This is a genomic window from Paraburkholderia sp. BR13439 (genome assembly GCF_040948805.1).
Lineage (GTDB): Bacteria > Pseudomonadota > Gammaproteobacteria > Burkholderiales > Burkholderiaceae > Paraburkholderia > Paraburkholderia youngii.
On sequence record NZ_JBFPKN010000046.1, the window covers coordinates 1 to 24,901 of the forward strand.

General features: G+C 60.8%; 17 protein-coding genes. 8 read left to right on the forward strand and 9 right to left on the reverse strand.

All coding sequences use genetic code 11. The features are described 5' to 3' along the window. Positions 1 to 840 precede the first annotated feature (840 nt). From AB3X96_RS40130 to AB3X96_RS40150, 5 genes are all read right to left on the reverse strand, one after another. The gene (locus tag AB3X96_RS40130; RefSeq protein ID WP_368594121.1) at positions 841 to 4,326 is read right to left on the reverse strand and encodes a beta strand repeat-containing protein; all 3,486 of its coding nucleotides are present in this window, start codon (positions 4,324 to 4,326) and stop codon (positions 841 to 843) included. Positions 4,327 to 4,768: 442 nt separating this feature from the next. Further along, positions 4,769 to 5,161, reverse strand: coding sequence for a hypothetical protein (locus tag AB3X96_RS40135; protein WP_368594122.1), 393 nt, complete (start codon positions 5,159 to 5,161; stop codon positions 4,769 to 4,771). A gap of 188 nt (positions 5,162 to 5,349) precedes the next feature. Continuing rightward, the gene (locus tag AB3X96_RS40140) at positions 5,350 to 6,708 is read right to left on the reverse strand and encodes a TolC family outer membrane protein (protein WP_368594123.1); all 1,359 of its coding nucleotides are present in this window, start codon (positions 6,706 to 6,708) and stop codon (positions 5,350 to 5,352) included. 109 nt (positions 6,709 to 6,817) lie between these two features. Continuing rightward, positions 6,818 to 8,137, reverse strand: a complete 1,320-nt coding sequence (locus AB3X96_RS40145) for an HlyD family type I secretion periplasmic adaptor subunit (protein WP_368594124.1) — start codon at positions 8,135 to 8,137, stop codon at positions 6,818 to 6,820. A gap of 59 nt (positions 8,138 to 8,196) precedes the next feature. Then, positions 8,197 to 10,035, reverse strand: coding sequence for a type I secretion system permease/ATPase (locus AB3X96_RS40150; RefSeq protein WP_368594125.1), 1,839 nt, complete (start codon positions 10,033 to 10,035; stop codon positions 8,197 to 8,199). A 206-nt stretch (positions 10,036 to 10,241) separates the two neighbouring features. On the opposite strand from AB3X96_RS40150, the gene AB3X96_RS40155 reads away from it, so the two are divergent. The 6 genes from AB3X96_RS40155 to AB3X96_RS40180 are packed head-to-tail and all read left to right on the forward strand — an operon-like array spanning position 10,242 to position 18,290. Continuing rightward, the gene (locus AB3X96_RS40155) at positions 10,242 to 11,450 is read left to right on the forward strand and encodes a glycosyltransferase family 4 protein (RefSeq protein WP_368594126.1); all 1,209 of its coding nucleotides are present in this window, start codon (positions 10,242 to 10,244) and stop codon (positions 11,448 to 11,450) included. Positions 11,451 to 11,496: 46 nt separating this feature from the next. Continuing rightward, positions 11,497 to 12,279, forward strand: coding sequence for an ABC transporter permease (locus AB3X96_RS40160; protein ID WP_368594127.1), 783 nt, complete (start codon positions 11,497 to 11,499; stop codon positions 12,277 to 12,279). After that, a complete protein-coding gene (locus tag AB3X96_RS40165; protein ID WP_368594128.1) occupies positions 12,276 to 13,529 on the forward strand; it encodes an ABC transporter ATP-binding protein in 1,254 nt (417 codons plus the stop codon). The genes AB3X96_RS40160 and AB3X96_RS40165 overlap by 4 nt, the downstream gene beginning before the upstream one ends. After that, positions 13,526 to 14,830, forward strand: coding sequence for a methyltransferase domain-containing protein (locus tag AB3X96_RS40170; protein ID WP_368594129.1), 1,305 nt, complete (start codon positions 13,526 to 13,528; stop codon positions 14,828 to 14,830). Before AB3X96_RS40165 ends, AB3X96_RS40170 begins: the two co-directional genes overlap by 4 nt. Further along, positions 14,827 to 15,858, forward strand: coding sequence for a glycosyltransferase family 4 protein (locus AB3X96_RS40175; protein ID WP_368594130.1), 1,032 nt, complete (start codon positions 14,827 to 14,829; stop codon positions 15,856 to 15,858). Before AB3X96_RS40170 ends, AB3X96_RS40175 begins: the two co-directional genes overlap by 4 nt. Before the next feature lie 11 nt (positions 15,859 to 15,869). Further along, positions 15,870 to 18,290 carry a glycosyltransferase family 4 protein gene (locus AB3X96_RS40180; RefSeq protein WP_368594131.1) on the forward strand — a complete coding sequence of 807 codons (2,421 nt, stop codon included), beginning with the start codon at positions 15,870 to 15,872 and terminating at the stop codon, positions 18,288 to 18,290. 40 nt (positions 18,291 to 18,330) lie between these two features. Here AB3X96_RS40180 and AB3X96_RS40185 read toward each other — a convergent pair whose 3' ends face one another. The 4 genes from AB3X96_RS40185 to AB3X96_RS40200 form a co-directional block, all read right to left on the reverse strand. Further along, the gene (locus AB3X96_RS40185; protein WP_176368505.1) at positions 18,331 to 18,516 is read right to left on the reverse strand and encodes a hypothetical protein; all 186 of its coding nucleotides are present in this window, start codon (positions 18,514 to 18,516) and stop codon (positions 18,331 to 18,333) included. A gap of 115 nt (positions 18,517 to 18,631) precedes the next feature. Then, positions 18,632 to 19,948 carry a tetratricopeptide repeat protein gene (locus tag AB3X96_RS40190; protein WP_368594132.1) on the reverse strand — a complete coding sequence of 439 codons (1,317 nt, stop codon included), beginning with the start codon at positions 19,946 to 19,948 and terminating at the stop codon, positions 18,632 to 18,634. Continuing rightward, positions 19,935 to 21,800 carry a CHASE2 domain-containing protein gene (locus AB3X96_RS40195; RefSeq protein WP_368594133.1) on the reverse strand — a complete coding sequence of 622 codons (1,866 nt, stop codon included), beginning with the start codon at positions 21,798 to 21,800 and terminating at the stop codon, positions 19,935 to 19,937. The genes AB3X96_RS40190 and AB3X96_RS40195 overlap by 14 nt, the downstream gene beginning before the upstream one ends. Then, positions 21,788 to 23,146, reverse strand: a complete 1,359-nt coding sequence (locus tag AB3X96_RS40200) for a FecR domain-containing protein (RefSeq protein WP_368594134.1) — start codon at positions 23,144 to 23,146, stop codon at positions 21,788 to 21,790. The genes AB3X96_RS40195 and AB3X96_RS40200 overlap by 13 nt, the downstream gene beginning before the upstream one ends. Before the next feature lie 94 nt (positions 23,147 to 23,240). On the opposite strand from AB3X96_RS40200, the gene AB3X96_RS40205 reads away from it, so the two are divergent. Together AB3X96_RS40205 and AB3X96_RS40210 are read left to right on the forward strand one after the other, a co-directional pair. Then, on the forward strand, positions 23,241 to 24,083 hold the full coding sequence (locus tag AB3X96_RS40205; RefSeq protein ID WP_368594135.1) for a Crp/Fnr family transcriptional regulator: 843 nt from the start codon (positions 23,241 to 23,243) through the stop codon (positions 24,081 to 24,083). 157 nt (positions 24,084 to 24,240) lie between these two features. Next, positions 24,241 to 24,780, forward strand: coding sequence for a DUF1796 family putative cysteine peptidase (locus AB3X96_RS40210; RefSeq protein ID WP_368594136.1), 540 nt, complete (start codon positions 24,241 to 24,243; stop codon positions 24,778 to 24,780). The last annotated feature ends 121 nt before the right edge of the window (positions 24,781 to 24,901 follow it).

Consider the following 24,901-nt stretch of genomic DNA (forward strand, 5'->3'; position numbering starts at 1 on the left):
GGACGTTCTCACCCGATTGCCGACTCAAAAGGCCAGCGACATCGCAGCATTGCTGCCTCATCGCTGGCAACCGGCGGATCCCATCCGCTAGTTCAGTTCGCCAAGACGGGTTTGCTGGCCGCTTACGCTTGATGCGTCGCCTGTCGAGACGAGCCTACACGATATACATCTTGCATCCCCCGATTTTGGTGGCGATCGCACTCTCATGGAGCAGCGTGCATGCCAATCCCTTGGTCAAGTTTGGCGTGACCGGCGCTTTGAGTTGCGTTGCGTGCTATTTGATTGCTGGAGTCGTGCTTAAAGTGCCAGGCATGAGGGGATTCCTTTAGTTACCGCTGTGATGCCAAATCGTATCCAGCCTCAGCCGTCGCGGGACAGGGTCCGATGTGGGGCAATCTCCAGTCGCTGCGCGGCGGCGAGCGAGTGACGCTTCCTGGCCGAACTGAGCCGAACGACCTGACATCGTCTGTCCGATCCGGTCCAGAGTTTTACACATGGACCGCTCTTAACCGTGACTTTACTTGCCCCGTTGGAGTGGCGCACCTTTGCCGCCCCTGTTTAGCTGGTTAGATCCAGCTCCGCGCAGCACCGGATCGGACGTTTATCCGTCAGCACAGGCGAAGCACGGCTCGGTGGACACGGCCGGAAAACTTTACTAAGTTATCCGAGCATTGCGCTACATCTGAAGATTCGCAGCTAACGACGCGCTCTCGATACGTTAGCGCCACCAAAAAAAGGCCAGGCTCGTGGCCTGGCCTTCAGCGGACAAAGGCGATCCTTTGTTCGCGTTATTACTTCATTTGCGCAAGTTCCGAACGCGGAACTTTTGCCGTCTGGAACTTAGCCAAGATGGACCAGACCGGATGCATCCACATGCGTGCCCGATGCGCCAGCGTAACCGACCAGCACGATCGCTGCAGTGCCGTGAGCGGCAGTACCGTCAGCCCATTCAACCATCGAGTCAGCGCCCGAAGCCGAGGCCGTGAACGTATGAGCCGTAGCGTTGAACGTACCGCGAACAACTTCGACCGATGCGGTGCCAGCTGCAACGGCGTTGGTGAACGCGCCGGCCAAATCGTTCGACAGCGTGCCTGCAGCAGCGCCCAAGTTGATCGTGTCGCCAGCATGCATGCCGGTGATGACGTCCAGACCTGAAACTGCGCCGCTCGCCACGATAGCAGCACCCGTGTCGTTCGACGCAGGAGCGGTCAGTGCAGCGTAGACCAGACCGTCGACAACGCCTGCAGCATGTGCGCCGAACGTGATGACATCTGCACCAGCGCCGCCGGTGATCAGGTTGCCCCCGGTGCCGACCGTGATCGTGTCGTTGCCTGAGCCGCCACTGATAACGTTCCAGCCGTTGCCTGCGGTGATCGTGTTAGCCGTCGTCGAACCGACGACGTCGATGTGGTTGTCGCCGTTGCCGACCGTGATCGTGTTCGAGCCAGCGCCACCGTGGATGGTGTTGTTGCCGTTGCCCGAAGTGATCGTGTCGTCACCAGCACCGCCCGTCAGCGTGTCGCCACCGTCGCCACCGATCAGAACGCTCTTCAGAGCGTTCGAAGTCAGGTGGTTCGCCGCCGTCGCGCTACCGACGATCTTCAGACCATTGCCAGTTGCCGACGAGGCGTCAACCGTCACGGTACCAGTGGCAGCGTGCGCGTCGACCACCGAGTTCACGTTCAATGCCAGAGCGCCGGTCGTGATGCTGACATTGCCTGCGCCCGTGACGTTCAGGTTCGTCAGTGCGCTTGCGCCCGTCAGCGAGCCGATCGTCACGCCCGAGACGGCGTTGACGTTCAGCGTTTCAACACCGGCAATCGACAGGCCGCCAAGCGAGATCGTGCCGTGGACCGGAAGGCCGTCATCGACCGTGATGCTGACGGTGTCCAGTTGCCCAACTTGCGTTGCGCCGGCAACACCGATGACCGCCGACGTCGTGGTTTGGTCAACCGTAATATGAGCAGCTTGCGTTGCGTTCAGGCCGTCCGCTTCGACGACCGCGCCATCCAGAACTACCGACGTGAATGCCGAGTTTGTGAACTTGCTCAGATCAGCCGTTACGCCATTGCTGATCTGCGCGATTTCGAAGTTCTTGAATTCGGCGGCGCCGGTCGTTGCGAAGTCTGCGTCGTTAGCGAGAATCAGCTTGTCAGCCGTGCCTGCGCCGCCGTCGACCACCTTCGTTTGCAACGAGCCACCGTTGGTCGTGACGATGTCTGCACCCGAACCACCCGTGTAGGTTTGACCTGCGCCGACGGTGATCGTGTTCGTGCCACTCGACTGGCTTGCGTCGATGACCGCATTGGCAGCAAACGTCGTCGTGCCAAAGTTCAGGCCAGCTGCACCCGACAGGTTCACTGCGGTTGCCAAGGTTGCCGACAGACCCGTCAGCACGTTCGTTGCTGCGCCGTTGCTGACAACATTCACCGTCGTGGCATTGGCGTCCGTGTAGGTACCAGCGGTGACGCCGCTCAGCGTGAAGGTCTCGGCATGATTCAATGCCGTATCGTTCACCGTCACGTTGCCCGACATGCCAGTAGCCGACACGTTGGCAACTGCATTGCCGTTGATGACTGTGTTCGCAGCATTGTTCAGCGTGACGGTCGTCAGCGTGTTCTGCAGGGTGGAACTGTCGGTGATAAGGTTCGATGCGCCGTAGTTGCCCGTCACGGTTGCCGAAGCAAGTGCAGTGTTGGTCGTAGCGATTACGTTCACTGCACCAACCGAAGCAGCTGCAGCGGCATCAGCAGTTGACACAGCGTTAGCAGCAGCAAGGGCCGCAGCTGCACTTGCGTCATTGATTGCGTCTGCTGCAATTGCTGCGTTGCTTGCGGCCGTTGCAGCGGTCTGCAGCGGCGTCAAGATTGCCTGAGCTGCGGTCACAGCTGCGGCATTCGACGTGGTGAGACCGGTAATAAAGGCAGCGTCGATTGCGATCTTGTCTGCTGCGGTGATCGCGCCGGCGTGGAAAGCTGTAGTCGTAGCGGCCTGAATCGAAAGCGCCGTGCTGGCGTCAGCCGACGAATTCGTGGCTGCGGCGATAGCCGTTGACAGCGTGGCGAGAGCCGTAACCTTGGCGGCTGCGGCAGCCTTTGCCAGACCGGATGCATCCGTGTCGGCCAAAGCTGCAGTGTTGGCGTTCGTTGCCGCAGTAAGGGCAGCCGCGTCAGCGGTGCGAGTCGCAAGGCTGACCGCACCCGCTGCCGTCGCATTTACCGAGGTACCGTTCTTGAACGTGATCGCGCCACCCGTAGTCGTCGCGGTTTCGGTGCCAGCGGCTTTAATGTCGATCGTGCCACCAACTGCGGTGTTCGTCACGGTAACATTGCCGGCGGCACCAGTCGTCGCGCCGACGCTGACATTGCCAGCAGTGCCGTTGGCGATGGTCACGTTGTTGCCACCATTGACGCTCACGCCTGCAATGGCCGATGCCACATTAATGTCGGTCGTCGCGGCAGCCTTCACGCCAGAGATGGCGCCACCCGAAGCGACATTCAACGTCTGCAGACCGGTCCAACCGGAAACGTCGGCGTTCGTGATTGCAACAGCGGAACTCAGATTGACGGTTTCGACATTCATAACCGTTGCGCCCGCAGCGGCAGCCAAGCTACCCGTAGCGGACACGAGGTTGAACGTATCGTTGCCTGCGCCGCCATCGATCTTGTCGAGCGACGTAAAGGTGTCTGCGCCGGTCGACGTCAGCGCTGCGTTGATAACATCGTTGCCTGCGGTGCCAACGACGGTGTCAATACTATTAGTGAGCACAAACGTCTGTCCAACAGCGCCCGCATTGATGTTCGCCAGCGTCGTGTCCAGTTTCCCGACTGCAGTACCCTCCGAAGCCGTGTCAGTCACGGCTGCAACGGCTGCGCGAGCATTGTTCGAAGCGGTCGTGCCCGAGTAGGCGATTTGCGCCGACACCGATGCCGACAGAGCATTCGTGAATGCGTCAGCGTAGGCCTGCTTGGCATCCAGTTGAGCTTTGTCGGTGCCCGTCGCGCCGTAGTAGATGTTCAGTGCGACCGAAGCCAGCGTGAATTCGCCGGTGTTAATGCCGTGTTGATAGAAGTTCAGACCTTCGGCGTCAGGAGCACGGCCGAACAGCGTCTGATAGATCGCGGTGATTTGCGCTGCGATGTTCGAGCCACCGTACAGGGCGGTCGATTCAGTCGACGTACCGAACGCGTTGATGATCGAGCTCAGGTTGCCCCCGGCGTTGTCCAACCGCATTGCCCAGTATTCTTGACCTGCGGGGTCAGCCGGGCGGCCATAATAAGCCAGATACGCCTGTTGTACTTCTTCGTAATATTGTGCTGCAGCCATTTGATTCTTCTCCGATAGAGTCCGAATAATCAACACATGTGTGATACGTCATGAGCCGTTAGGGAGTCGACGCGTCAGATTCATTTGACTTGAATCACACGACGGTTTTCCACAAAGCTACAACGCAGGTGGATTTTCAACGTCGGGTTGTTCGCGAATTGTGATGGCGCGCACAAAAGCGCAAATAGTTGGAGACTCGGCGATAGAGTTGCTTTTTTTCTGGGCAACTCAGACCTGAGAAAGAGGCAATTGATGCGGGAAAAAGCTTTTAAAAAAGCCTTGCAAAGAATACGAGCGCTGGGCGCGGTAACGCACGAGCGCTTGTTTGCCCTCTCCGGCTAGAACCGGCCTTGCCAAACGGAAGGGCCAGCCAACACTGCGGGATGCGACACGCAAACGTTAAAATCAAGCATGGCCCTAAAGAAATCGCATCCCGCTGCCGTCAATTACCCACGAGGCCATAAGCGCCGAGTGAGAAGTGGTTCGACGTTAAATCAGGCTGATCCCTTTCTGCAGACTCCCCGGCAGTGTCCGCGTCATTACCCACGGCAGGATCAGCTGCGCGCGCCTGTTCTTCGAGCAGGCGGCTAGCATTTGAATGTTGCAGCGTCCCGTTCAGCGCATCGATCAATTCGCTTAACCGATCCTGTCGGAGGAGGAAATGCCGGGTGGTCGACGAGCAAACGTTGTCGTCCGACTCGCCCGCCACGTATAACGACAGGCTGATATGGCCTGAGGCCGCGGCCGGCTCGATGGTCCAGTCCACGATCCAGCGTCGTAGACCGAGTCTTTTGCCGCTTGTGGCCTTTCGCTTTGTGATTGAATCGGGCTTCATGATCTATTTCGGTGAGATTGCGCGGCACTCGGCAATTGGAAATGCTGCCGGACCACAATGCCACCTAATTTAGTGCAGATGCCCAAACAAGATTGTGCGTGCCAGCACAATCTTTAAGGAAAAAAGTAAAAAGAACCGCCACACCAATACCACGCCCACACGTGACCGGGCGTGGCGCACGGTATCGATCAATGAACCCGCGCTGTCGGCACCACGGCATTGGCGAGCGGCGCCACCTGGGCAGGTGGAACGAACGACTGCGCAATCTCCACCAGATCCTGCTCGGTCAATATCCCGGCAGCGTGTTTGAGTTGCAGATCTGCCAGCAGGAACTGATAACGCGCGCGCGCCAGATCGCGTTTGGCCGAATACAGCTGCTGTGTAGCCGTCAATACGTCGGCATTGGTGCGCACGCCCGCCTGAACGCTTTTGCGGGTCGCCACGATCTGCAGCATCGCGGATTCGACGGCGCTTTTGAGGGAGTCGATGCGCGTCATGCTGCTCACGCACTGGTTGTATTGTTTGCGCAGGTCGAGCAACACCTTGTCGGTCTTGTCTTGCAATTCGAATTGCGCACGTTCGTAATTAGCCTGCTCCTGTTGGGTCGACGCGCGCACGAGCCCACCGGAATACAGCGGTATCGTGACTTCAACACCGACCGATTTGGTCAGATAGCGAGCACCGATCGCATTGGTCTGGGTCGACTGATTCTGGCCAACGCTCGCCACCAGATCCACGCGCGGATAAAAGCCCGCCTGCACGATCTTCATCTTTTGCTGCGCCGCTTCAACTGAGTGCCGGCCAGCGATCAACTGCGCGTTGTTTTCCAACGCAATATCGTGCCAATGATCGAAACTGAGCGGCTCGGGCAGCACCGGTTGAAAGTCGTCCTTCAGACGGTCAAGACCCGCGACATCGAGCGACGCCGGCAAACCGGTCAGCGCTTCGAGCGCATGCGCAGCGTTATCCAGGCTATCGCGGGCGTCGGCGACATCGGCCTCTGCCAGCGCGGCCTTCGATTTCGTTTCGAGGATATCCGTGCGGGTCCCCTCGCCGTTTTTGAACATCGCCTGATTGCCGGCGTACTGTTCATCGAACGCGCTTTTCTGCGCGAGCGCGAGCGACAACTGATCTTCCGCGAAGACCGTATCCGTATAGGCAGTTAGCACGCGCACTAGCAAATCCTGCCGGCTATCGTCGAACGTCGCGTCCCCGGCGAGCGCGATTGCCTTGCCGTAGCGATAGCGCGCGATGCCTTCGAAGCTGATTAGTGGCTGACGCAGCGAAACGCCTTCTGAATAGGCACTGTAGACCTGATGTGTGGAATAGTCCCCATACGGCGTACCCATGTTCTTCGTACCGGTTACGTCGCGGTATCGCGCGTAATTCGCCGAGACGTTGGGCAACAGATACGAGCGGCCAATCCCGACATTAGTGTCATCGGCTTCCTTCTGCTTCGCCGCGCCCGCGAGAATCGGATCATGGCCCAGCGCCGCTTCGTACGCATCGACGAGGCCGAGCGCAAGCGCTGGACGTGGCGCGATCATTGCGGCGCCAACCGACATCGCCAGCAACAACGTGCGCAGGCGTGGAACGGCCTGCGCCGTGCCGGTAGAACGGGCGTTAGACGACCGAAGTGAAAAAACGCGCTGCACTTCAGTCCTCCGTGAATGCAGTGTGTGCGCGATCGAAGATCGGCTTGAGCAGATAGCTCAGCATCGAACGCTGACCTGCATTGATGAATATCTCGACCGGCATGCCCGGCTTGATATCCAGCTTGCGCAACTGTTTCATGCCCTGCTCGGTCACTTTGGCGCGCACCCTGTAGTAAGGGGCACCGGAGTGTTCGTCGACGAGGCGGTCGGCGGACACAAAGGTCAGCGTGCCGGACACTCTCGGGGTGGTGTTCTGGTTGAATGCGGTGAACATCATGTCGACCGGCATTCCCGTGTCCACCTTGTCGACCAGGTTGACTTCAAGGTGCCCTTCCGCTTCCAGCGGTTCGCCAGTCGGCACCACATCCATCAGCTTCGCGCCGGGACCGATCGTGCCGCCTTCGGTGAAGACGCTCATCCCGACGACGGTGCCGTCGACGGGAGAACGGACCTCGCTGTTGGCAAGGTTGAATTCGCTTTCGTCCAGCCGGCTACGCAATGCCTCGGTGTCACGCTGCACGTCGCTCAACTGCGTGCGCACCTCTTTCATATAGTCTTCCTGCGCTTGCGCGATACGCAGACGCGCCTCGGCCGACTGGCTCGCCAATTGCCCGGCGGCGCCGGCCTGGTGCGCGATCTCGCCGTTCAGCACGGCTTCCTGACGTTGCAGGTCCTTCAGCTTGCTGCGCGGCACATATCCTTCGATCGCCAGCTCACGAACGCCGGTCAACTGGTCCTGCAGCGCCTGGTGCTCGAGCAGCCGTTGAGCATGCGCGTCGTTTTCGCCAGCCAGCTGCGCCTGGTATCCGGCGATGCTCTCCTGCAGCGCGCCAATCGACGCCTTCAGTGCCAGCCGGCGCGCGCTCAGCAGTTGCTCCTGCAGCTGCACATCAGCCTCGGCCTCCTGGTCGTGTGCGGCGATACCATCCGTCAACTCACGCGGGAAGGCGATGGTCTTGGCATTGGTCGCCTCGGCGACGAGGCGCGCCTTGGTGGCGAGCTCGGTCAGGTACTGCGCGCGGATGGTCGCGTTCTGCGAGCGCGTCTGCACGTCGTTCATCCTGATGAGCACTTGCCCGGCCTTCACCTGATCGCCATCCTGAACGAGGATGTCGCGAATGATGCCACCGGTCGGGTGCTGGATCGTCTTGCGATTGCCGGCCACCACCACCGTTCCCTGAACCTCTGTGCCCTTGCTGAGGGGCGCGAATCCGGCCCACAGCAACGAGCCTACGATGCCGACCAGTACGACGGTCCAGCCAATCTTGACGTAGCGCGATTCATCGACATTGACGACCGGCGGCAATGCGGTGCCGAGCACCTCGATGGCAGGCGCCGCCGCTTTCTTGCTTGTGGAATTAGCCATGGAAAATCTGCGGGTCAGACTGTGGCATCCGCATCCGCTGTTTGAGCGTTGGATGGCTGATGAGGGTTGGGCGAAGCCGTGTTTGAGGCGGCAGGTTGAGCCGTAGCGGCAGGTTGAGCCGTCGCGGTCGTTTTTGCAGCAGCCGATTGCGCAGCCGCCGTATTCGCAGGCGCGTTCTGTAAGGCCGCCAGCACATGCGCAGTGGGCCCATACATCCTGAGTTGACCTTCGACGAGCAGCAGTAGCTTGGTCGTAGCCGCAATGATGCTGGTCCGATGCGTAATCAGCACGACGGTCTTGCCGGCTGCATGCAAGCGCTCGATCGCCAGCTTGAGCGCCGCCTCGCCGGTTTCGTCGAGGTTCGAATTCGGTTCGTCGAGCACGATAAACGACGGATTGCCATACAGCGCACGCGCCAGACCGATGCGTTGCTTCTGGCCACCGGAGAGCCCGGCGCCGCGATCGCCAACCAAGGTGTCATAGCCTTTCGGCAGACGCAGAATCATCTCGTGAACCCCGGCGAGCTTCGCCGCCTCGATGACCTTCTCCGATTCGATCTGCCCGAAGCGGGCGATGTTTTCCGCGATCGATCCGCCGAACAGTTCGATGTCTTGCGGCAGATAACCGATGTGCGGTCCGAGCTGATCCTTGTCCCACTGATAGATGTCCGCGCCGTCCAACCGCACGGTGCCGACCGCGGCAGGCCACACGCCGACCATGAGCCGTGCGAGCGTCGACTTCCCGGACGCGCTGGGTCCGATCACCCCGACCACATCGCCGGCCTCGATCGTGAATGACAGGCCCTGCACCACCGGCACACGGATCCCCGGCGGCGCTGCGCTCACGCCTTCGAGCGTCAGCCGTCCGGTCGGCGGCGGCAGCGTCATGCCGATACGGCGCACCGGATTATTCTTGAGCAGTTCAACGAGGCGGTCATACGCACTGCGAGCGCCGCTCCACTGACGCCAGACCGAAATCACCATTTCCAGCGGACCCAACACGCGGCCCATCAGGATCGAACCTGCGATCATCATGCCCGGAGAGATCTTGCCGTCGATCGCGAGCAGCGCGCCGATCCCCAGTACGAGGGACTGCAATGAGAGCCTGAAGAACTTCGTGACATTGCCGACCAGCGCCGCTTTCTCACTCGCTTCAGCCTGGCGCGAGAGAAAGCCCGCATTCAGGACTGACCAGCGCGCCATCAGGTTGGGCAGCATGCCCATTGCCTCGATGACCTCGGCATTGCGCAGATTCGCGGTGGCGAGTGTGGTGGAGCGAATCGACAAGCTGGTCGCCTCCGACAGCGGACGACGTGAAACACGTTCGTTGGCGATTGCCAGTGCTATCAGGATCGCCGATCCCGCCAATGCGAACACGCCGAGCCAGACATTGAAGATGAAGATAACCGCCAGATAAATCGGGAACCACGGCGCATCAAAGAATGCGAACAGCGCATTGCCGGTGACGAACTGCCGGATCGTGGTCAGGTCATTGAGAGACTGCCCCGCATTGACGCCCTGTTGTTTGAGATTCGTTTCAAACGCGGCGGTATATACGCGGCTGTTCAGGTGCATGTCCAGCTTGCCGCCGATGCGGATCACGATAAAGCTGCGCACATATTCGAGCACGCTCGAGAACCCGTACATGCCGAGCATCATCAGCGTCAGCATCGCCAACGTGACGCCATTGCGGCTCGGCAGCACGCGGTCATATACCTGCAGCATGTAAATGGACGGCACGAGCATCAAAAGATTGATGAGCATGCTAAATGCGCCGAGCGTGCGAAACACGCGGCGGTAGCCTAACAACGCCTGAATGATTTCATTCGACGGCACTCTGACTTTACTGGTCATCTTTGCTCGTTACGCCGGTCTCGCAACGCCTCTCGATTCACTTCTAGTGTGGTCATTCTTTGGCCGACACCCCGTGCGCCGGTCCGTTCTGAAGGCGCTCATTCTGCTCGATCAATTGCGCGCGAAATGTGACGGCCGTCACATCTATTCGCGAAAACAAACCCGATACTTCCGCTGCTCCCAGAATCCTTATTGCAGACAGTACCTTGCTCGACAACAACTATTCCGACGCTCAGCTCGACATCGCAATGGGTGGGCGCGCTTTACTCACGCCGCTTACGGGTATTGGCCAGTACGCGTCAAATCTGGCTCGCGAATTCGTCCATCGGGGACATAGCGTGCGGTTCTTTTACGGCACGCACTGGTCTTCGTCGCATGAGAACGGCACGACAGCGCCCGCCGCGGGAGATGCACGAGCAACGAAGTCGTGGCGCACCATCGCGGCAGCCGGTGCCAAACGTTTTGCGCGCAAGTATTTGCCCTCCGCATACCGTTTCATGCCACACGTCGAGCAGTATCGTTTCGATTCGGGCATCCGGCGGCGGCGTGCTCCGCAGGTCTATCACGATCCGAACTTCATTCCGTTCCGCTTTCGCGGGCCGACAGTGATCACCGCTCACGATGTCTCGTGGGTGCGTTATCCGGAGTACCACCCTGCCCAGCGTCTCGCGCTATTGCGGGCGAACTTTCCACGCGCGCTCGAACGCGCGGATCGGGTCATCGTGGTATCGCAGTTCGTTCGGCAAGAATTACAGGCCTGCTTTTCAGTCGCGCCCGAGAAGATCAAGGTCGTGTATAACGGCGTGTCGACGCGTTTCCAGCCGTATTCCTCCGAAGCGACCAGTAAAGTACTGGGCCGCCACGGTCTCGCACATGGCCAGTACTTCGCGGCCGTGGGCACGCTGGAGCCACGCAAGAATCTGCAAACCGCGCTGGCCGCGCATGCGCGCCTGCCGGCCGAGGTCCGGCGCCAGTTCCCGCTCGTGCTGATCGGCATCGAAGGATGGCTGACGGACACGTTGCACCGCGCACTTGAACCGGGTCTGCGTGAAGGCTCCGTGCGCAAGCTCGGCTATGTGTCAGACGACGACATTCCGCTGCTGACCGCGGGCGCGCTCGCGATCGTCTATGTATCCGTCTATGAAGGGTTCGGGTTACCCATCATCGAAGGCATGGCGGCTGGCGTGCCGGTATTGTGTTCGACGGCCGACGCGCTTCGGGAAGTGGCAGGTGATGCCGGCATCATGCGCGAGCCGACCGATGTCGAAGGATTTACCGAAGCGATGCAGGCGCTGATCGACGATCGCGCATTGCGTGATCGGTTGATCACGGCCGGCATCGCCCGTGCGCAATCCTTCAGTTGGCAGAACACAGCCGAGGAAACGCTCGCCGTCTACCGGCAGGTTCTCGCCTGACGAAGCCGGTTCCGACGAGCGCCGCGATCCACCTCGAATCCGTTTCATGCATACATTAAGAACAAGCCTCGCGCATGTCCTCCTGCTGTCGCGTCAGGATCTCATCGACCGGCATCGGGAAAATACGCTGGGTGCCGCCTGGCTGCTGATTCAGCCGCTGACCTTCGTGGTGCTGTTCAGCACAGTGTTTTCCCAATTCATGCGCACGCGCATCGGCGCGGATGCCGATCCCTATCTGTACACCGTCTATCTGATCGGCGGCCTGCTCACGTGGAACCTGTTCGCGAACCTGCTGAACCGGCTCACCCCCGTCTATAGCTCGAAGGCGCATCTGATCCGCAAGATAAGCGTCGATCTGTGGGTGATGCCCATGCATATCGTGCTCGCCGAGTGGGCGGTATATGCGATCACGATGGCGTTCTTCGCGATGTTCCTGCTCGTCATCGGTCATCCGATCGGTGTGCAATGGCTGATGCTGCCGGTCGTCGCGCTGCTTCTGAGCGCGTTCGCGTACGGCATTGGCATCGTCCTCGGTACACTCGACGTGTTCATTCCCGACATCAAGAACGTGCTGAACGTGGTGCTGCAATTCGGCTTCTGGCTCACGCCGGTCGTCTACCTCGCTTCGATCCTGCCACCGTGGGCCGCGAAGGGCTTGCACTTCAGTCCGATCTTCTGGGCCATCGACTCAGTGCACGCGATCATCGTATGGCATCAATACCCGCAACCGAAGGAACTGCTCGCACTGTTCGGCGCTGCGGTACTCAGCCTGCTGGCGGGGCGGCTTCTATTGACCCGTCTGCAATCTGAACTGAGGGATACGTTGTGACGACACACGCGCAGAACGGTCCACCAGTTCTGGAGATCGAACGGCTCTCGAAGCGCTTCAAGATCTACAACCGCACCGCTGACCGCCTGATAGAAAGCTTTTCCCGCAAGCCGCGGCATCGCGTGCATGCCGCACTCCGGGACGTTTCGTTCTCACTGGGACAGGGAGAGGCGATCGGCGTGCTCGGCCAGAACGGCGCGGGCAAATCGACTTTGCTCAAGCTCGTGAGTGGCGTGCTGTTGCCCGATGCCGGGTCGATAGTGCGGCGGGGGCGAATTGCGGGTCTGCTAGAACTCGGCACCGGCTTCGACGGCAAGCTGTCGGGTCGCGAGAACATCGCGGTGAATGCGCGGCTGATCGGCATGACGAGCGAAGAGATCGAACAACGTTTCGACGCGATCGTCGCCTTTTCCGAACTGGCTGAGTTCATCGACGCGCCGCTGCGTACCTATTCGTCCGGGATGATCATGCGGCTCGGCTTCGCGGTGGCGATTCACGCGGACCCGGTGTGCTTCATCGTCGACGAAGCGCTCGCGGTCGGCGACGCGCGCTTCCAACAGAAGTGTCTGAAGCGCATTCGCGAGTTTCGCGACGCTGGTGGCTCGATCCTGTATGTGTCGCACGACATCAACTCCGTGAAGCTGCTATGCGATCGGGCCATCCTGCTTTCGGGCGGCGAAGTCGTCTACGACGGCTTGCCGGAAGAAGCCGCGCAGATCTATTACCGGCTGATTGCGGGCATCGATAGCGACGCGCCGCAAGCCAACCAGTCGACACCGGAATCGTACGGCGCGTTGCGCACCCGCGTGCGCAACGTCGTGCTGTCAGGTCGCTTCGGACCGGCCATGCGATTTGCGTCCGGCGAAGAAGTGACGATCGACCTCGAATGCGAGTCGGACCAGGACGCCCAGCTATCAGTTGGCATTCTGATTCGCGATCGCTTTGGCCAGGACGTGTTCGGCACCAATACCGCGTTGTTGCGCAAGCAGGCGCACTTCTCCGCCGGCAATAGCGTTTGTTGCCGCTTTTCGCTGCCGCTAAATTTCGCGCCTGGCAAATATACGGTTACGGTCGCCCTGCATTCGGACGACACCCACGTGCACGATTGCCAGCACTGGTGGGATGCGGCCGCGACTTTCGAAATCGCCGGCTTTCAGCATGTGCCCTTCTCCGGACTGTGCTACGTGCCGGCGCAATTTGCTCAATCCCCTGTACGGGAATTGGAACAACCCACGTTACGAGAATCATGACCAACGCAGTACTTCAAGATCTGATTGCGCGTGTCAAGGCGGAAGCAGCTGCCCATGCCGGCCCGAGCGACACAACTGCAAAGGCTGCGCTGGGGCATGCCGTATCGCCCGCCGGAGCCGGATTGGATGTCGCCGGCCTTTGCGCTCCCGCATCGATCGAACAGCTGATGCTTGCCGAGGACGAGGTTTTCGTCGATGGCGCCTATCGGCTCGTGTTACGCCGCGAGTCCGATCCAGCGGGCCGGGCCAATTACGTCGGTCAACTGAAGAACGGCGCCAGCCGGCTCGTGCTGCTGGCGAAGCTGCGCATGTCGGAAGAAGGGCGGCGCACTGGCGTGCAGGTGCCGGGGCTTCGCCTCGCCATTGGCGTGACACTCGCGCAGCGGGTGCTGCGCCATGCGGGACTCAGCGCGCTGGCGTCACGAGTCGGACGATATGCCGACGGCGTCTATGCGCGGCGCCTGCTCTCCCGTTCACTGGTCGCGTGGCGGAGCCGCTTCGAAAACACTGTCGGTGCCGTGATGCGCCAGGCCGCGCGGTCCGAAGAACTATCACGACGCGTGGACGATCTGCAGGTACAGTTTCGCAAAGGCCTCGCAGTGGCGCCGGAAATCATCGACGCCTATTACCTTGCATTCGAAGATGACAATCGCGGCTCGCGTGAGAACGTGCTCGCGAAGCTGGCGATCTATGACGACTGGCTCGCGACGAATGTTCCGCGCGCGGGCAGACTCACGCATCAGATCGTGGATATTGGCTGCGGCCGGGGGGAATGGCTCTCGTATGTGCGCGAGCTAGGCCACGACGCAATCGGTATCGACGTCAGCCCGGTCATGGTCAAAGCCTGTATTGCGCAAGGCTTCGACGCCCGCCATACGGACGCACTGAAGTATCTGCGCAGTTTGCCGACAGGCTCGGTCGCCGCAGTCACCGGTTTTCACATCATCGAGCATCTGCCATTCGACTATCTGTTCGCGCTCGTGCAGGAAAGCTACCGGGTGCTGGTGGAAGGCGGTTCGGTCCTGTTCGAAACGCCGAACCCGGAGAACATACTGGTCGGCAGTCACACGTTCTATCACGACTTCACACACCGCAACCCGATAACGCCGAGCGCGATTACGTTCCTGCTGAAGTATCACCACTTCAAAGAGATTGACATCATTCGCAGCAGCCCATACCCGGAAGAAGCGAAGGTGCCGGGCAACGATCCGCTGACCGAGCGCGTCAACGGCCATCTCTGCGGTCCGCAGGACTTTGCTGTGTATGGACGCAAACGGACCGCAGCAGGAGCGCCGGCGTGAAGATTCTGGTGACGGCGAACATGGTGCCATTCATGCACGGTGGCGCTTCGTATCACATTGCCGGCGTAGTCCGTGAGTTGCAACGGGCGGGACATGAGGTGGAGCTGCTGCGTCTGCCTTTTCGCTTTTCGCCGGAACGGGACATCGCGCGAGCGATGGAACATGCGCAGTCGCTCGATTTCATCCGTCCGAACGGCGTCACGATCGACCAGGTGATCAGCCTGCAATTTCCGGGCTATGGAATCAGCCACCCGAATCACCGGGTATGGGTCATGCACCAGCATCGCGCGGTTTATGAACTGTACGATGCCGCGCAGGCAACCGCCGATCTTAAGCAGCTGCGCGCTCAGGTGATCGCGTTCGACAACGCCGCGCTCTCGCGCGCGAACCTGGTGTTCGCGAATTCGCGGCGTGTCGCCGAACGCTTGCGCGACTTCAACCGGATCGAAGCGACGCCGCTCTATCATCCGCCGGCAGACGCGGAGTCGTTCCGCTGCGATCAGGCTTTGCCGTATGTATTTTTCCCGAGTCGCCTGGAAACGCTGAAGCGGCAATCGTTGCTCATCGAAGCGGCGCGTCATATGCACTCGCCGCTGAAGATCCTGCTGGCAGGCGACGGCGGTCAGCGCGAGGTCCTTGCCCGGCTCATCGAACAACATGACGTGGGTAGCCGCGTCGCGCTGATCGGACATGTGACCGAGGCAGAAAAGCGCGCCTTTTACGCACGCGCGCTGGCCGTGGTGTTTCCGGCTTTCGATGAAGACTACGGATACATCACACTCGAAGCAATGCTGTCGTCGAAACCCGTGATTACCTGCACCGACTCCGGCGGACCTCTGGAGTTCGTTCGCGACGGCGAAACGGGCTGGATCGAGCCACCCGACGCCAAGGCGCTCGCCCAGCGCCTCGACTGGCTCGCGCAACATCCGCGCAAAGCTGCCGACGCCGGCGTGCGCGGCCTCGAAGCCTACCGGGCGGCGAACATCTCGTGGCGCGGTGTGATCGAGCAGCTTACCCAACCTCTCTAACCTGATCTCCCATGAGAATTGCCATTGTCGCGCCGAGCCCGGTCCCCTTTGTGATCGGCGGCGCTGAGAACCTGTGGTGGGGCCTGCTCGACGCGCTGAACGCACGGCCGGGAATCGTGGCGGAACTGATGAAACTGCCAACCCGCGAAGGCAACATGGGCGAACTGCTGGCCAGCTATCGGCAGTTCTTACGACTGGATCTCGATCACTTCGACATGGTGATCAGCACCAAGTACCCCGCTTGGGCGATTCGACATCGCAATCACGTCGTCTATCTTCAGCACACGCTGCGCGGCCTTTACGACTGCTACCCATCGGCTATGCCGACGCAGTTCGAACCCGACCCACTGCTCGCGCTCGGCATGCCGGCGCGTATCGTGGACGCGCTCGTCAAGCGCGATGCGGCGAACCTCGAACTCGACGAACTGCTCGACGCGCTCGACGCAGCGTGGCAGCGCGCGCCGCAAGCGGCTTGCTGGGCGTTTCCAGGGCCCGTCACGCGCGCGGTGATACGCCTGCTCGACGCGATCGCGATGCGGCCTGACAAGATCGTTCACTATGCCGCGATTTCGCAGGTGGTCGCGGCGCGCGAAGGCTATTTCCCCGCCGGCGTAAAGGTCGCGGTCCATCATCATCCGACCGGTCTGAAGGGGCTCGCGCCTGGCCCGCAGGAAGCCATCTTCAGCGCCAGCCGTCTGGACCCGGCCAAGCGTATCGATCTGATCATCGAGGCTTACCGGCAGAGCAAGGTGGAGGTGCCACTGCATATTGCCGGCAGCGGCCCCGATGAAGCGCGCTTGCGCGCGGCCGCCGCGGGTCATCGCGGCATTCATTTTCTCGGACGCATCACCGATGTTCAGCTCGCGCGGGAGTATGCGCGCGCAGTCTGCGTGCCGTTCGTGCCGCGTGATGAAGACTATGGGCTTATCACGCTCGAAGCGATGCTGGCCTCGAAGCCGGTCATCACCACTACCGATTCGGGCGGTCCGCTCGAACTGATCGAGCATCAGCGCTCGGGACTGGTCGTTGAACCGGATGCGCCTGCGCTCGCCGGCGCGTTGCGGCGGGTTTGCGGCGATCTCACCGAAGCGCGGAATATGGGATTGGCCGGGCGCAAGAGCGTTGAGCATCTGAGTTGGACCACGCTGTGCGATGCGCTGCTCGCTGCCGGCAGACAAGTGGCTTCCGACGGTCAGGCAGCCGACGCAACAGTCGCCGCCCCGGCGATCGTCACCAGGCGGACGAAGCCGGTGCTTGGCGTGCTCAATACCTATCCGATCACCCCGGTGATCAGTGGCGGCAAGCTGCGCCTGCATGGGCTGTACAAACGGGTCGCCGAACACTTCGACGTGCAGTTCGTCAATCTGGCGCCAGTGGGTATGCGAGGTACGCGCAATCTCGCGGATGGCTTTACCGAGGAACTGGTGCCGAAGTCACAGGAATTCACTGAAGCCGAGTATCAGCTCGAACGCTCGCTGGGCGCTTCCGCTGAAGATATCGCGGCCGCCATGCATCCAACCTCGGCCCCCGAATGGCTAGACGCGATCGACGCACTCGCGCGACGCGCCGACCTGATCGTGTGCTCTCATCCGTACGCAATGCCCGCATTGCGCGAAGTCACGTCCAAACCCTTCGTCTACGAAGCGCACAATGTCGAAGCCGATCTGAAGGCCGACATTTACGGCCCACATCGCTGGGCCGTCGATCAGGTCCTTGCGCTGGAGCGCCGTGCCGTACTCGACGCGGCGCTCGTCACCGCGTGCTCGGAGCGGGATCGCGAACGCATGGGCGAGCTCTACGGGACGGCAGGCGATGCCGCGAAGATGATCGTCGTTCCCAACGGCATCGACGTCGCGGCGACGCCGTTGCGCGCAGGCGCGCAGATGGAGCGCCGCCGCGCGGCGCTGCGTGTCGCGCATCCGCTGGCCCTCTTCATGGGTAGCGCGCACGGCCCGAACATCGATGCCGCGCGCTTGATCGTCGAAGCAGCCACGCGCTTGCCTTCGGTCCACTTCGTATTGCTGGGTTCGGTATGCCACTCGGTCCAGACCTGGGAGCTGCCGTCCAACGTCGGTCTCGTGGGTGTGGTCAGCGATGCAGAAAAGGCCACGTGGCTTGAAATCAGCGACCTGGGCCTGAACCCGGTAATTTCCGGCTCAGGGACCAACCTGAAATTGCTCGAATACGCTGCTGTGGGTCTGCCGGTGGTGAGTACTGAATTTGGGGCGCGCGGCCTCGGCTATCGCGCCGGCCATGAATACCTGTGCGCAGAAGCCAACTACTTCGCCGATGGCATTGAAGCGATGTTGCAATTGACGCAGGCGGAGCGTGATGCGATGACGCGCAATGCGCGCCGCCGTGTTGAAGCAGAGGGAGATTGGACTGCGATCGCCGCGACTTACTCGAAGTCGCTCGCGCAGGTGCTGGCGTAGAGGGGTATGGGAAAGGCGTATCCGCGGCCAGCGGTACGCCCTACAACAGATAGTGGCTCAGCGGCAGCAAGCCATCGAATTGGCCCACCACCGTGACCTCGACTGCGGCGGCCTCGTTCGTTGCATGGGTCGATGCATGGGTCGATGCGGCATGCGTGAACTCGCGCAGCAGATTGTCGACCGAGTCATACGACTGATGCTGGAACCCTTGCCATTCCAGACACACGGATTGGTCCTGACTAGTTGGGGTATTCGACTCAGAAATTATGATCGGACTTTTCATTGCGCGAACCTGGCGGTGAAGTAGATCTATTCTAGCGATTAGCGCGGCGCTTGTCGCGTTAGTACTTCCACGACAGACCGAGCGAGCCGCTGTACACGGAGTAGGCAAAGAGCGAGATCGAATTGGAGACCCGCCCTGCCGATGCCTGGGCATACACCGACCAGCCGCGCACCATTGGATATGTGTAGCGCAGCGAAGCCGCGTGTATGGTCTGGTGTCGACCCAGCGTGCCGAAGAATACTGGGTCATACGCATCCGCGTCGATCAGCGTTCGCTGCTGCAAGACTGCTTCGAGTTGGCCATGACGGGCCATGTCGTAATCGGCCGACAGCCAGGCCGAATAACCGTGCTGCGATCCGCCGGGGCGTCGGTTCAACGGCTTGTCCCATGCTGGACCGACGAATAGTTGCACCGAGGCGCGCTCACCGATGCGAGCCTGGAACGCCGCACGCACTTCGACATACACCGAGTCATAGAGCGAGTTGCCGGGATACGCGGAATCCAGCACCGTCAGATCTAGGCCGCCGCGCGTGAGCATCGACCGCCATGCCGACGGCGGCAGCCAGAAATTCGCGTGCCAGCCGATATCGCGCTGATAGACGCGCGTACCGAGCCACAGCATATCTGCGGTGAGCTGGTTATAAAGCTCGCCATGCATCACACTGGTCCTGTCGGCAAGACCGATCGTCGCGGAGCGCTGGTCGAAGCTGTGCTGACTGCGGTACTGACGATTGGTTAGTCCAGCGAGCAGTGCCAGACCTGGCACGGACGAAATCGGCAACTCGCCCTGCACCGCCGATTCAATGTACTGGTCACCGTGCGCAAGGCTTTCCGGTGCGAGGATCAGCGAATTGACTGGCGCACTGGGCGCGAAAGTCACGACGGAATTCGACGGTCCATAATTCGCGTTCGACGTGACGCCCGCTCCGACGCTCACGATCAACTGCGGCCGCGGGCCACTCGGTGTACACGCGCTCGCGCGATAGAAGACGATCAGCTTCTCGATGGCGGGTGGCACGTCGTATTTTGCTTCGATACGCGCGAGCGTTTCTAGCGAGCGCGTGCGCTCCCCCAGCTGGCAATACAGAATCGCCGCATCGAGTAGCGCGCCTGCCTGGCGGGGGTCACGCCGTACCACTTCATTCAGCAGCAATAGCGCGCGCTGGCGATCTCCGTCACTGATCGCAACCTCGGCCTGCGCTTGCAGATCTTCATCGATGGTCTGATCGAAGAGACTTTCCGGGGTCTGCGCCATTGCGTGAGATACCAGTGCGCTGATCACTCCGATGCCGAGCGCACGCAGCACCACTCCGACGATTGCGCGCCATGAACCACGCGACGGCAGCGCGTGAATGCGCCGCTCAATGAATCGCATGGGTATCGCCTTCGTGCATCGTATAAAGCCATTCGGCGGTGTCGCGCCCACGCAGTGCCACCTGAGAGCAGGTCTTCAGACGATGACGTTCGCTCTGCCGCGCAGTTTCGTGGCCGATCAACAATGTGGCTTCGAGCGTCTTCGCATACTCCTGGAGCCGCGACGCCACGTTGACCGTGTCGCCAATCGCGGTGTAGGACTTACGCGAACTGGAGCCGATTTCACCGACCACCGCGGGTCCGCTATTCACGCCTATGCGAACGCGAATCGTCCTACCGTCGAACACAGGCAGCCCACTATGATTGAGCGCCGCCAACTCGCGCAGCATCGCGCTCGCACAATCGAGAGCGCGATCCGCATGGTCGGGCTGCGCGAGCGGAGCGCCCCAGAATGCCATCAATGCGTCGCCCATGTATTTATCCAGCGTTCCGTCCGTGTCGTGCACGCAGCCGGTCAGACGCGTCAGCACGACTTCCGTCATCGCGAGCAGATGCTCGGGTGGCATCTGCTCGGCGAGCCGCGTGTAGCCTTCGATATCGACGAACAACACAGATATCTGCCGACGCTCCGGCTTGAAGGTCGCGAGTCCCCGCTCGCGGATGATTTCGCGCAGCACCGTCGGCGGCAAATAGTGGCTGAAGCGGCGCTCGAACGATCGCATCGCCGCCTGCGAATAAATCCACTCGACGGGCGCCTGCACCAGCAGGAACACCGCCGCGGGAATCAACGGCAGTGCGGCCAGTTGTGTGGGCACACTGCGTGTCGAAGCCAGCAGACCAAGCCACAATGACGTCGTCACGACGATCAACACCAGCGCAATCGTCGCGCGTTGCTGGCGGAACAGCACCGCGAAGATCACGATCGAGCACGCCGCCCAGACGATCGGTAGCCATGCCGCCTGCGCTTGCGACTCGTCGTGCGAGCCCAGATCGAGCAGTTCGCCAAGCAGTTCGGCATGCACGATGACCGCCGGCAACCATGGTTCGATCGGCGATGCGACGTGATCCGTGAGCCCGAGCGCCGACGAGCCGACCAGCACATAACGGTGCGCCAGCAGGGAAGATGGCACCCTTTGCGTGAGCACATCGAAAGCGGATACCACGTCGAGCGACTGAAGCGAATGCTGGAACGGCACATGCATCAGGCCTTGCGAGTCAATCGGCAGGCTGGCGAGCGATGCGAGCGGCAAGGTGCTCGCATTGCGGCAATGGATCAACTGCCATGCGAGCATCGGATAGACGGCGTTTGCGTACTGGATCACCGGGGCGACGGAACGGACCACCCCGTCCACACTGGCGTGCGGTGTCACATGCCCGACGCAGATCTCTGGATCACTAAAGAAATTGCCGACGAATCCCGACGCCACCGGCGCATGGGCAACGTGTGTGCCTGTCGGCAGCGCGCCGCCGACATGCCCCGCATGAGGCGCCCCCGCTCCCTCCGAGAGCGCGAATGCCTGCGCGAACACGAGCGGATACTGATGCGCGATGTCGAGCAGTGCGCGATCGCCGTCGTCCGGTCCTGCTTCGGGAAACATGATGTCGAGGCCGACCGCTTTCGCGTGATAACGCGTGAACAGCGTCTGCGCGAGCCGCGCCATCACGGCGCGTGGCCATGGCCACGGCCCGATCGCATCGAGAGAGCGCTCGTCGATGTCGACGAGAGCAATGCGCGGGTCCGGTGCGGCCGTGATCAATTGCTTCTGCTGCCAGTCGTCGAGCGCATAGCCGAGCCGGCTATATGGTTCAGGCGACCATGCTCCGGTCGCCAGCAAGCAGCCTAGCAGTGAGATCAGGGCGAATATCGTGAGGCGAATTTGGTCCAGCGTGCCAGGGCCTGCTACCGGGACCACTGGGTCGCTCCATAGGCCGCATTGCTCCCGCCGAGAGACTGCGTGAACAGATAGCCCGCCTGCGTGGCATTCTTGCCGGCGAGCACACCTCTGACGAGCGCCCGCGAAACGCCGAATTCGCTGACGAGCTTGCCGTCCGGAGTCACGCTGCCGCTTCCCGAAATCGCATAGCTCGCGCCGTTGGCGCTGAGGTTCATGCTCGTCTGAAAAGCACGCGTGCCGAAATCGATCGACAGTAGCGGACTGCTGATCTGCGCCTCCGTCGCCGCGCCCGTCGTTGCATTGACCACGAACGCTTGCGCCGCCTGAAGCCCGAATTTGAAGTTGCCGGAGGTGGGCATCACCATCTCCGTCTGCGGCGCGCGGGTCATCGCGAAAGGCCCCGTCCCCGTCAGGCTAACCTGTTCGCTGCCTTGCTGCACCAGCGCCGTCAACGTCGTGTCCGCGCCGTACGAACCCAGCGACTTATAGCGTCCCCAGAAGATCTGCGCCTCCGGCGCTGGGTCGACGACGGGTACCGCTGGTGCTGCCGGCGTCGCCGGATCGGGGGGGGCAGGTGTCGTCAGCGGGAAGCTTAACTCCGCAGGCGCAACGCCCGGACTGACCGGTGCCTGGGCGGTCGCCGCGCGAGCGCTGTTTTCCTCGCTCTTCAACTCGGACGCTGCCTGCTCGGACATCACCAGCGACGGTCCAGAGTCGATTACGACAGGGCGAGCGCTGCCGCGATACACCTGCAGCCATTCGTTCGGTTTGCCAGCAAATAGCTGTGCCGCAGCCGAGCCCTCGCAAGGACCCACACCCGTCGCCGAGCAGCCGGCGCCCAACGGCGTCATCACGATGCCGCCGCTAAGCACGTCTGCGCGCGTCACGTTTTCGTCGGTGAACACGGTGAAATCGGTGCCGCGCACGCCGAGCGCGGCGACCGGAGTGTTCATCCGATAGTGGTCGCGTGCGGCCTGAGCACCCGTACCCGATATCTCGCGCACCATGCCCCTCGTCAGCGACAGCTTGATGACCGTCTTGCGCGGATCGGCCGGGTTGTATTCGTAGCGTTCGAATGTCAGCGATGAATTGGGTCGCACACTGATAAAGCCGCGATCGACCGTGGTGATGTACACGTAGCCATCTTTGCCCGTCTCGACAGTGTCGCCCTGCTCAATGGAGGCGCCTTTGGCAAGCGGGGTGCAAAACGTTTGCGCGCGTTGTGCACACGCCTGTCCAATCACGAGGACTGCATTGCCAATCGTCGCGGACTCCGCATGCGCGTCATGGTGCACAAGAAACGCCGTGCAAACAACGAACTGCAATGCGGCCGAACGACCCCCTCGAAGTATGCGTTCCTGCATCTGATCTTTTCCCCGAGATCCTCACGGCACTGCGATCGAATAATCCGGTAATGATTAGCGAAATTTTGTAATTAGGATGTGACGGCCGTCACAGATGCCAGCGCTCGATACGCATATCGTCCTGCGTGCCCGTGTCAGCAAATTACAATTGAGAGAGATGTCGACCGAAGAAGAAAGGATCAGTGACGGCCCATTAAAGGCCATTGATCTCTTGAAACAACAAAAGCTGCTACGCAACGTTGCGAACGAAGTCATTGAAGAGACCAGCCGCCACATTCGCTATCGCCGCTTCTCGAAGCGGGAATTCGTCGTTCATAAGGGCGACGCCGGTTCATCGCTACTCATGTTGATGTCCGGCCGCCTGCAGGTGATCGCACTGTCGGAAGACGGCCGCGAGGTGGGACTCGATTTCGTCGAGCCGGGTGACTATTTTGGCGAGCTGTCGATTATCGACGGCGGTCCTCGCTCGGCTTCGATCATTGCGATCACGGAATCAGTGGTCGGCTTTTTGCCAAAGCATCAGGCGCAAACGCTGTTTTACCGTAATCCCGCAGTGGTGGAGGCGCTGTTGCAACGGCTGTGCCGCACGATTCGCCAGGCTTCGAATTACCGGTCGATGCTCGGTCTGACGCGCGCTTACGCCAGGGTCTATTCAGTGCTCGAGGCTTCCATGAAAACGAGTGCAGGCGGCCTGTTGACAATCGAGAATCTACCCAACCAGCAGGCCATTGCGATCATGGCCAACGTCAGCCGCGAAACAGTATCGCGCGCGATCCGTTCTCTTATCGACGGAGAGGTGATCGAACGTGACTATCGACGCCTGATCGTTCGCAATGCGGAAATGCTGGCCAAGCTTGCGAGGGGCGAGGCTGAATTGCAACTACGCGCGAAAGCGATGGGCGAAGGCGCTACGGTCGGGCAATCGCGCCCCTCCTGAAACCGGTTGTTCGAGATAGTCCCTGGCAGGAGCGACGCTGCACCGATTGAGCATTCCAATCCATGCGTCACGATTTGTGACGCCCATCACACACTCAGCCCCGTTGGTTTGCTTTACTTAGAGTTCCGGTGCGATATGCATTGCCGCCGAAACTTTCATGCAAGCCAAGCTAAAGTTCCTCGAGAAATTCGCCGTCTTTAACCGAAAGAATAAGCGCGTCCGATCGTACGATCGGGTCATAAGCATTGGCTCGAATTGCGAAGTGACCGGGAATATCCGCCATCACTTCGAGACGCGAACGGCTTATCCGTTCGATTGGTGGATGACGCCCTTCCAAGCTCTGCTCGACGTTCTCGATGCGCGATTCAGCGGCCTTTTCGAGCCGTCGCATCTGGCTATTCCTGCGGATCGAGGCACCGTTGTCGATACGCGGTTCAATCTCATGTATCACCACGATTTCGCGAGAGATGAAGAAGGTCGCGTGATTGTGGACGACGTCGAAAAGCAGCTTCCGGATTTGCGGAAGAAATATGCCCGGAGAATTGATCGCTTCGTCAACGAACTGGACGGCAAAAAGGTGTTGTTCGTTCGAAACAGATGCGGCAACGATCCGGTGTATTTGAATGGCGATTACGGCGACATTCAACCCGATCAATGCATCGAGATTCACCGTGTGCTCTTGGCGCTTCTGCCGTAAGCGGCCAGCAAACCCGTCTTGGCGAACTGAACTAGCGGATGGGATCCGCCGGTTGCCAGCGATGAGGCAGCAATGCTGCGATGTCGCTGGCCTTTTGAGTCGGCAATCGGGTGAGAACGTC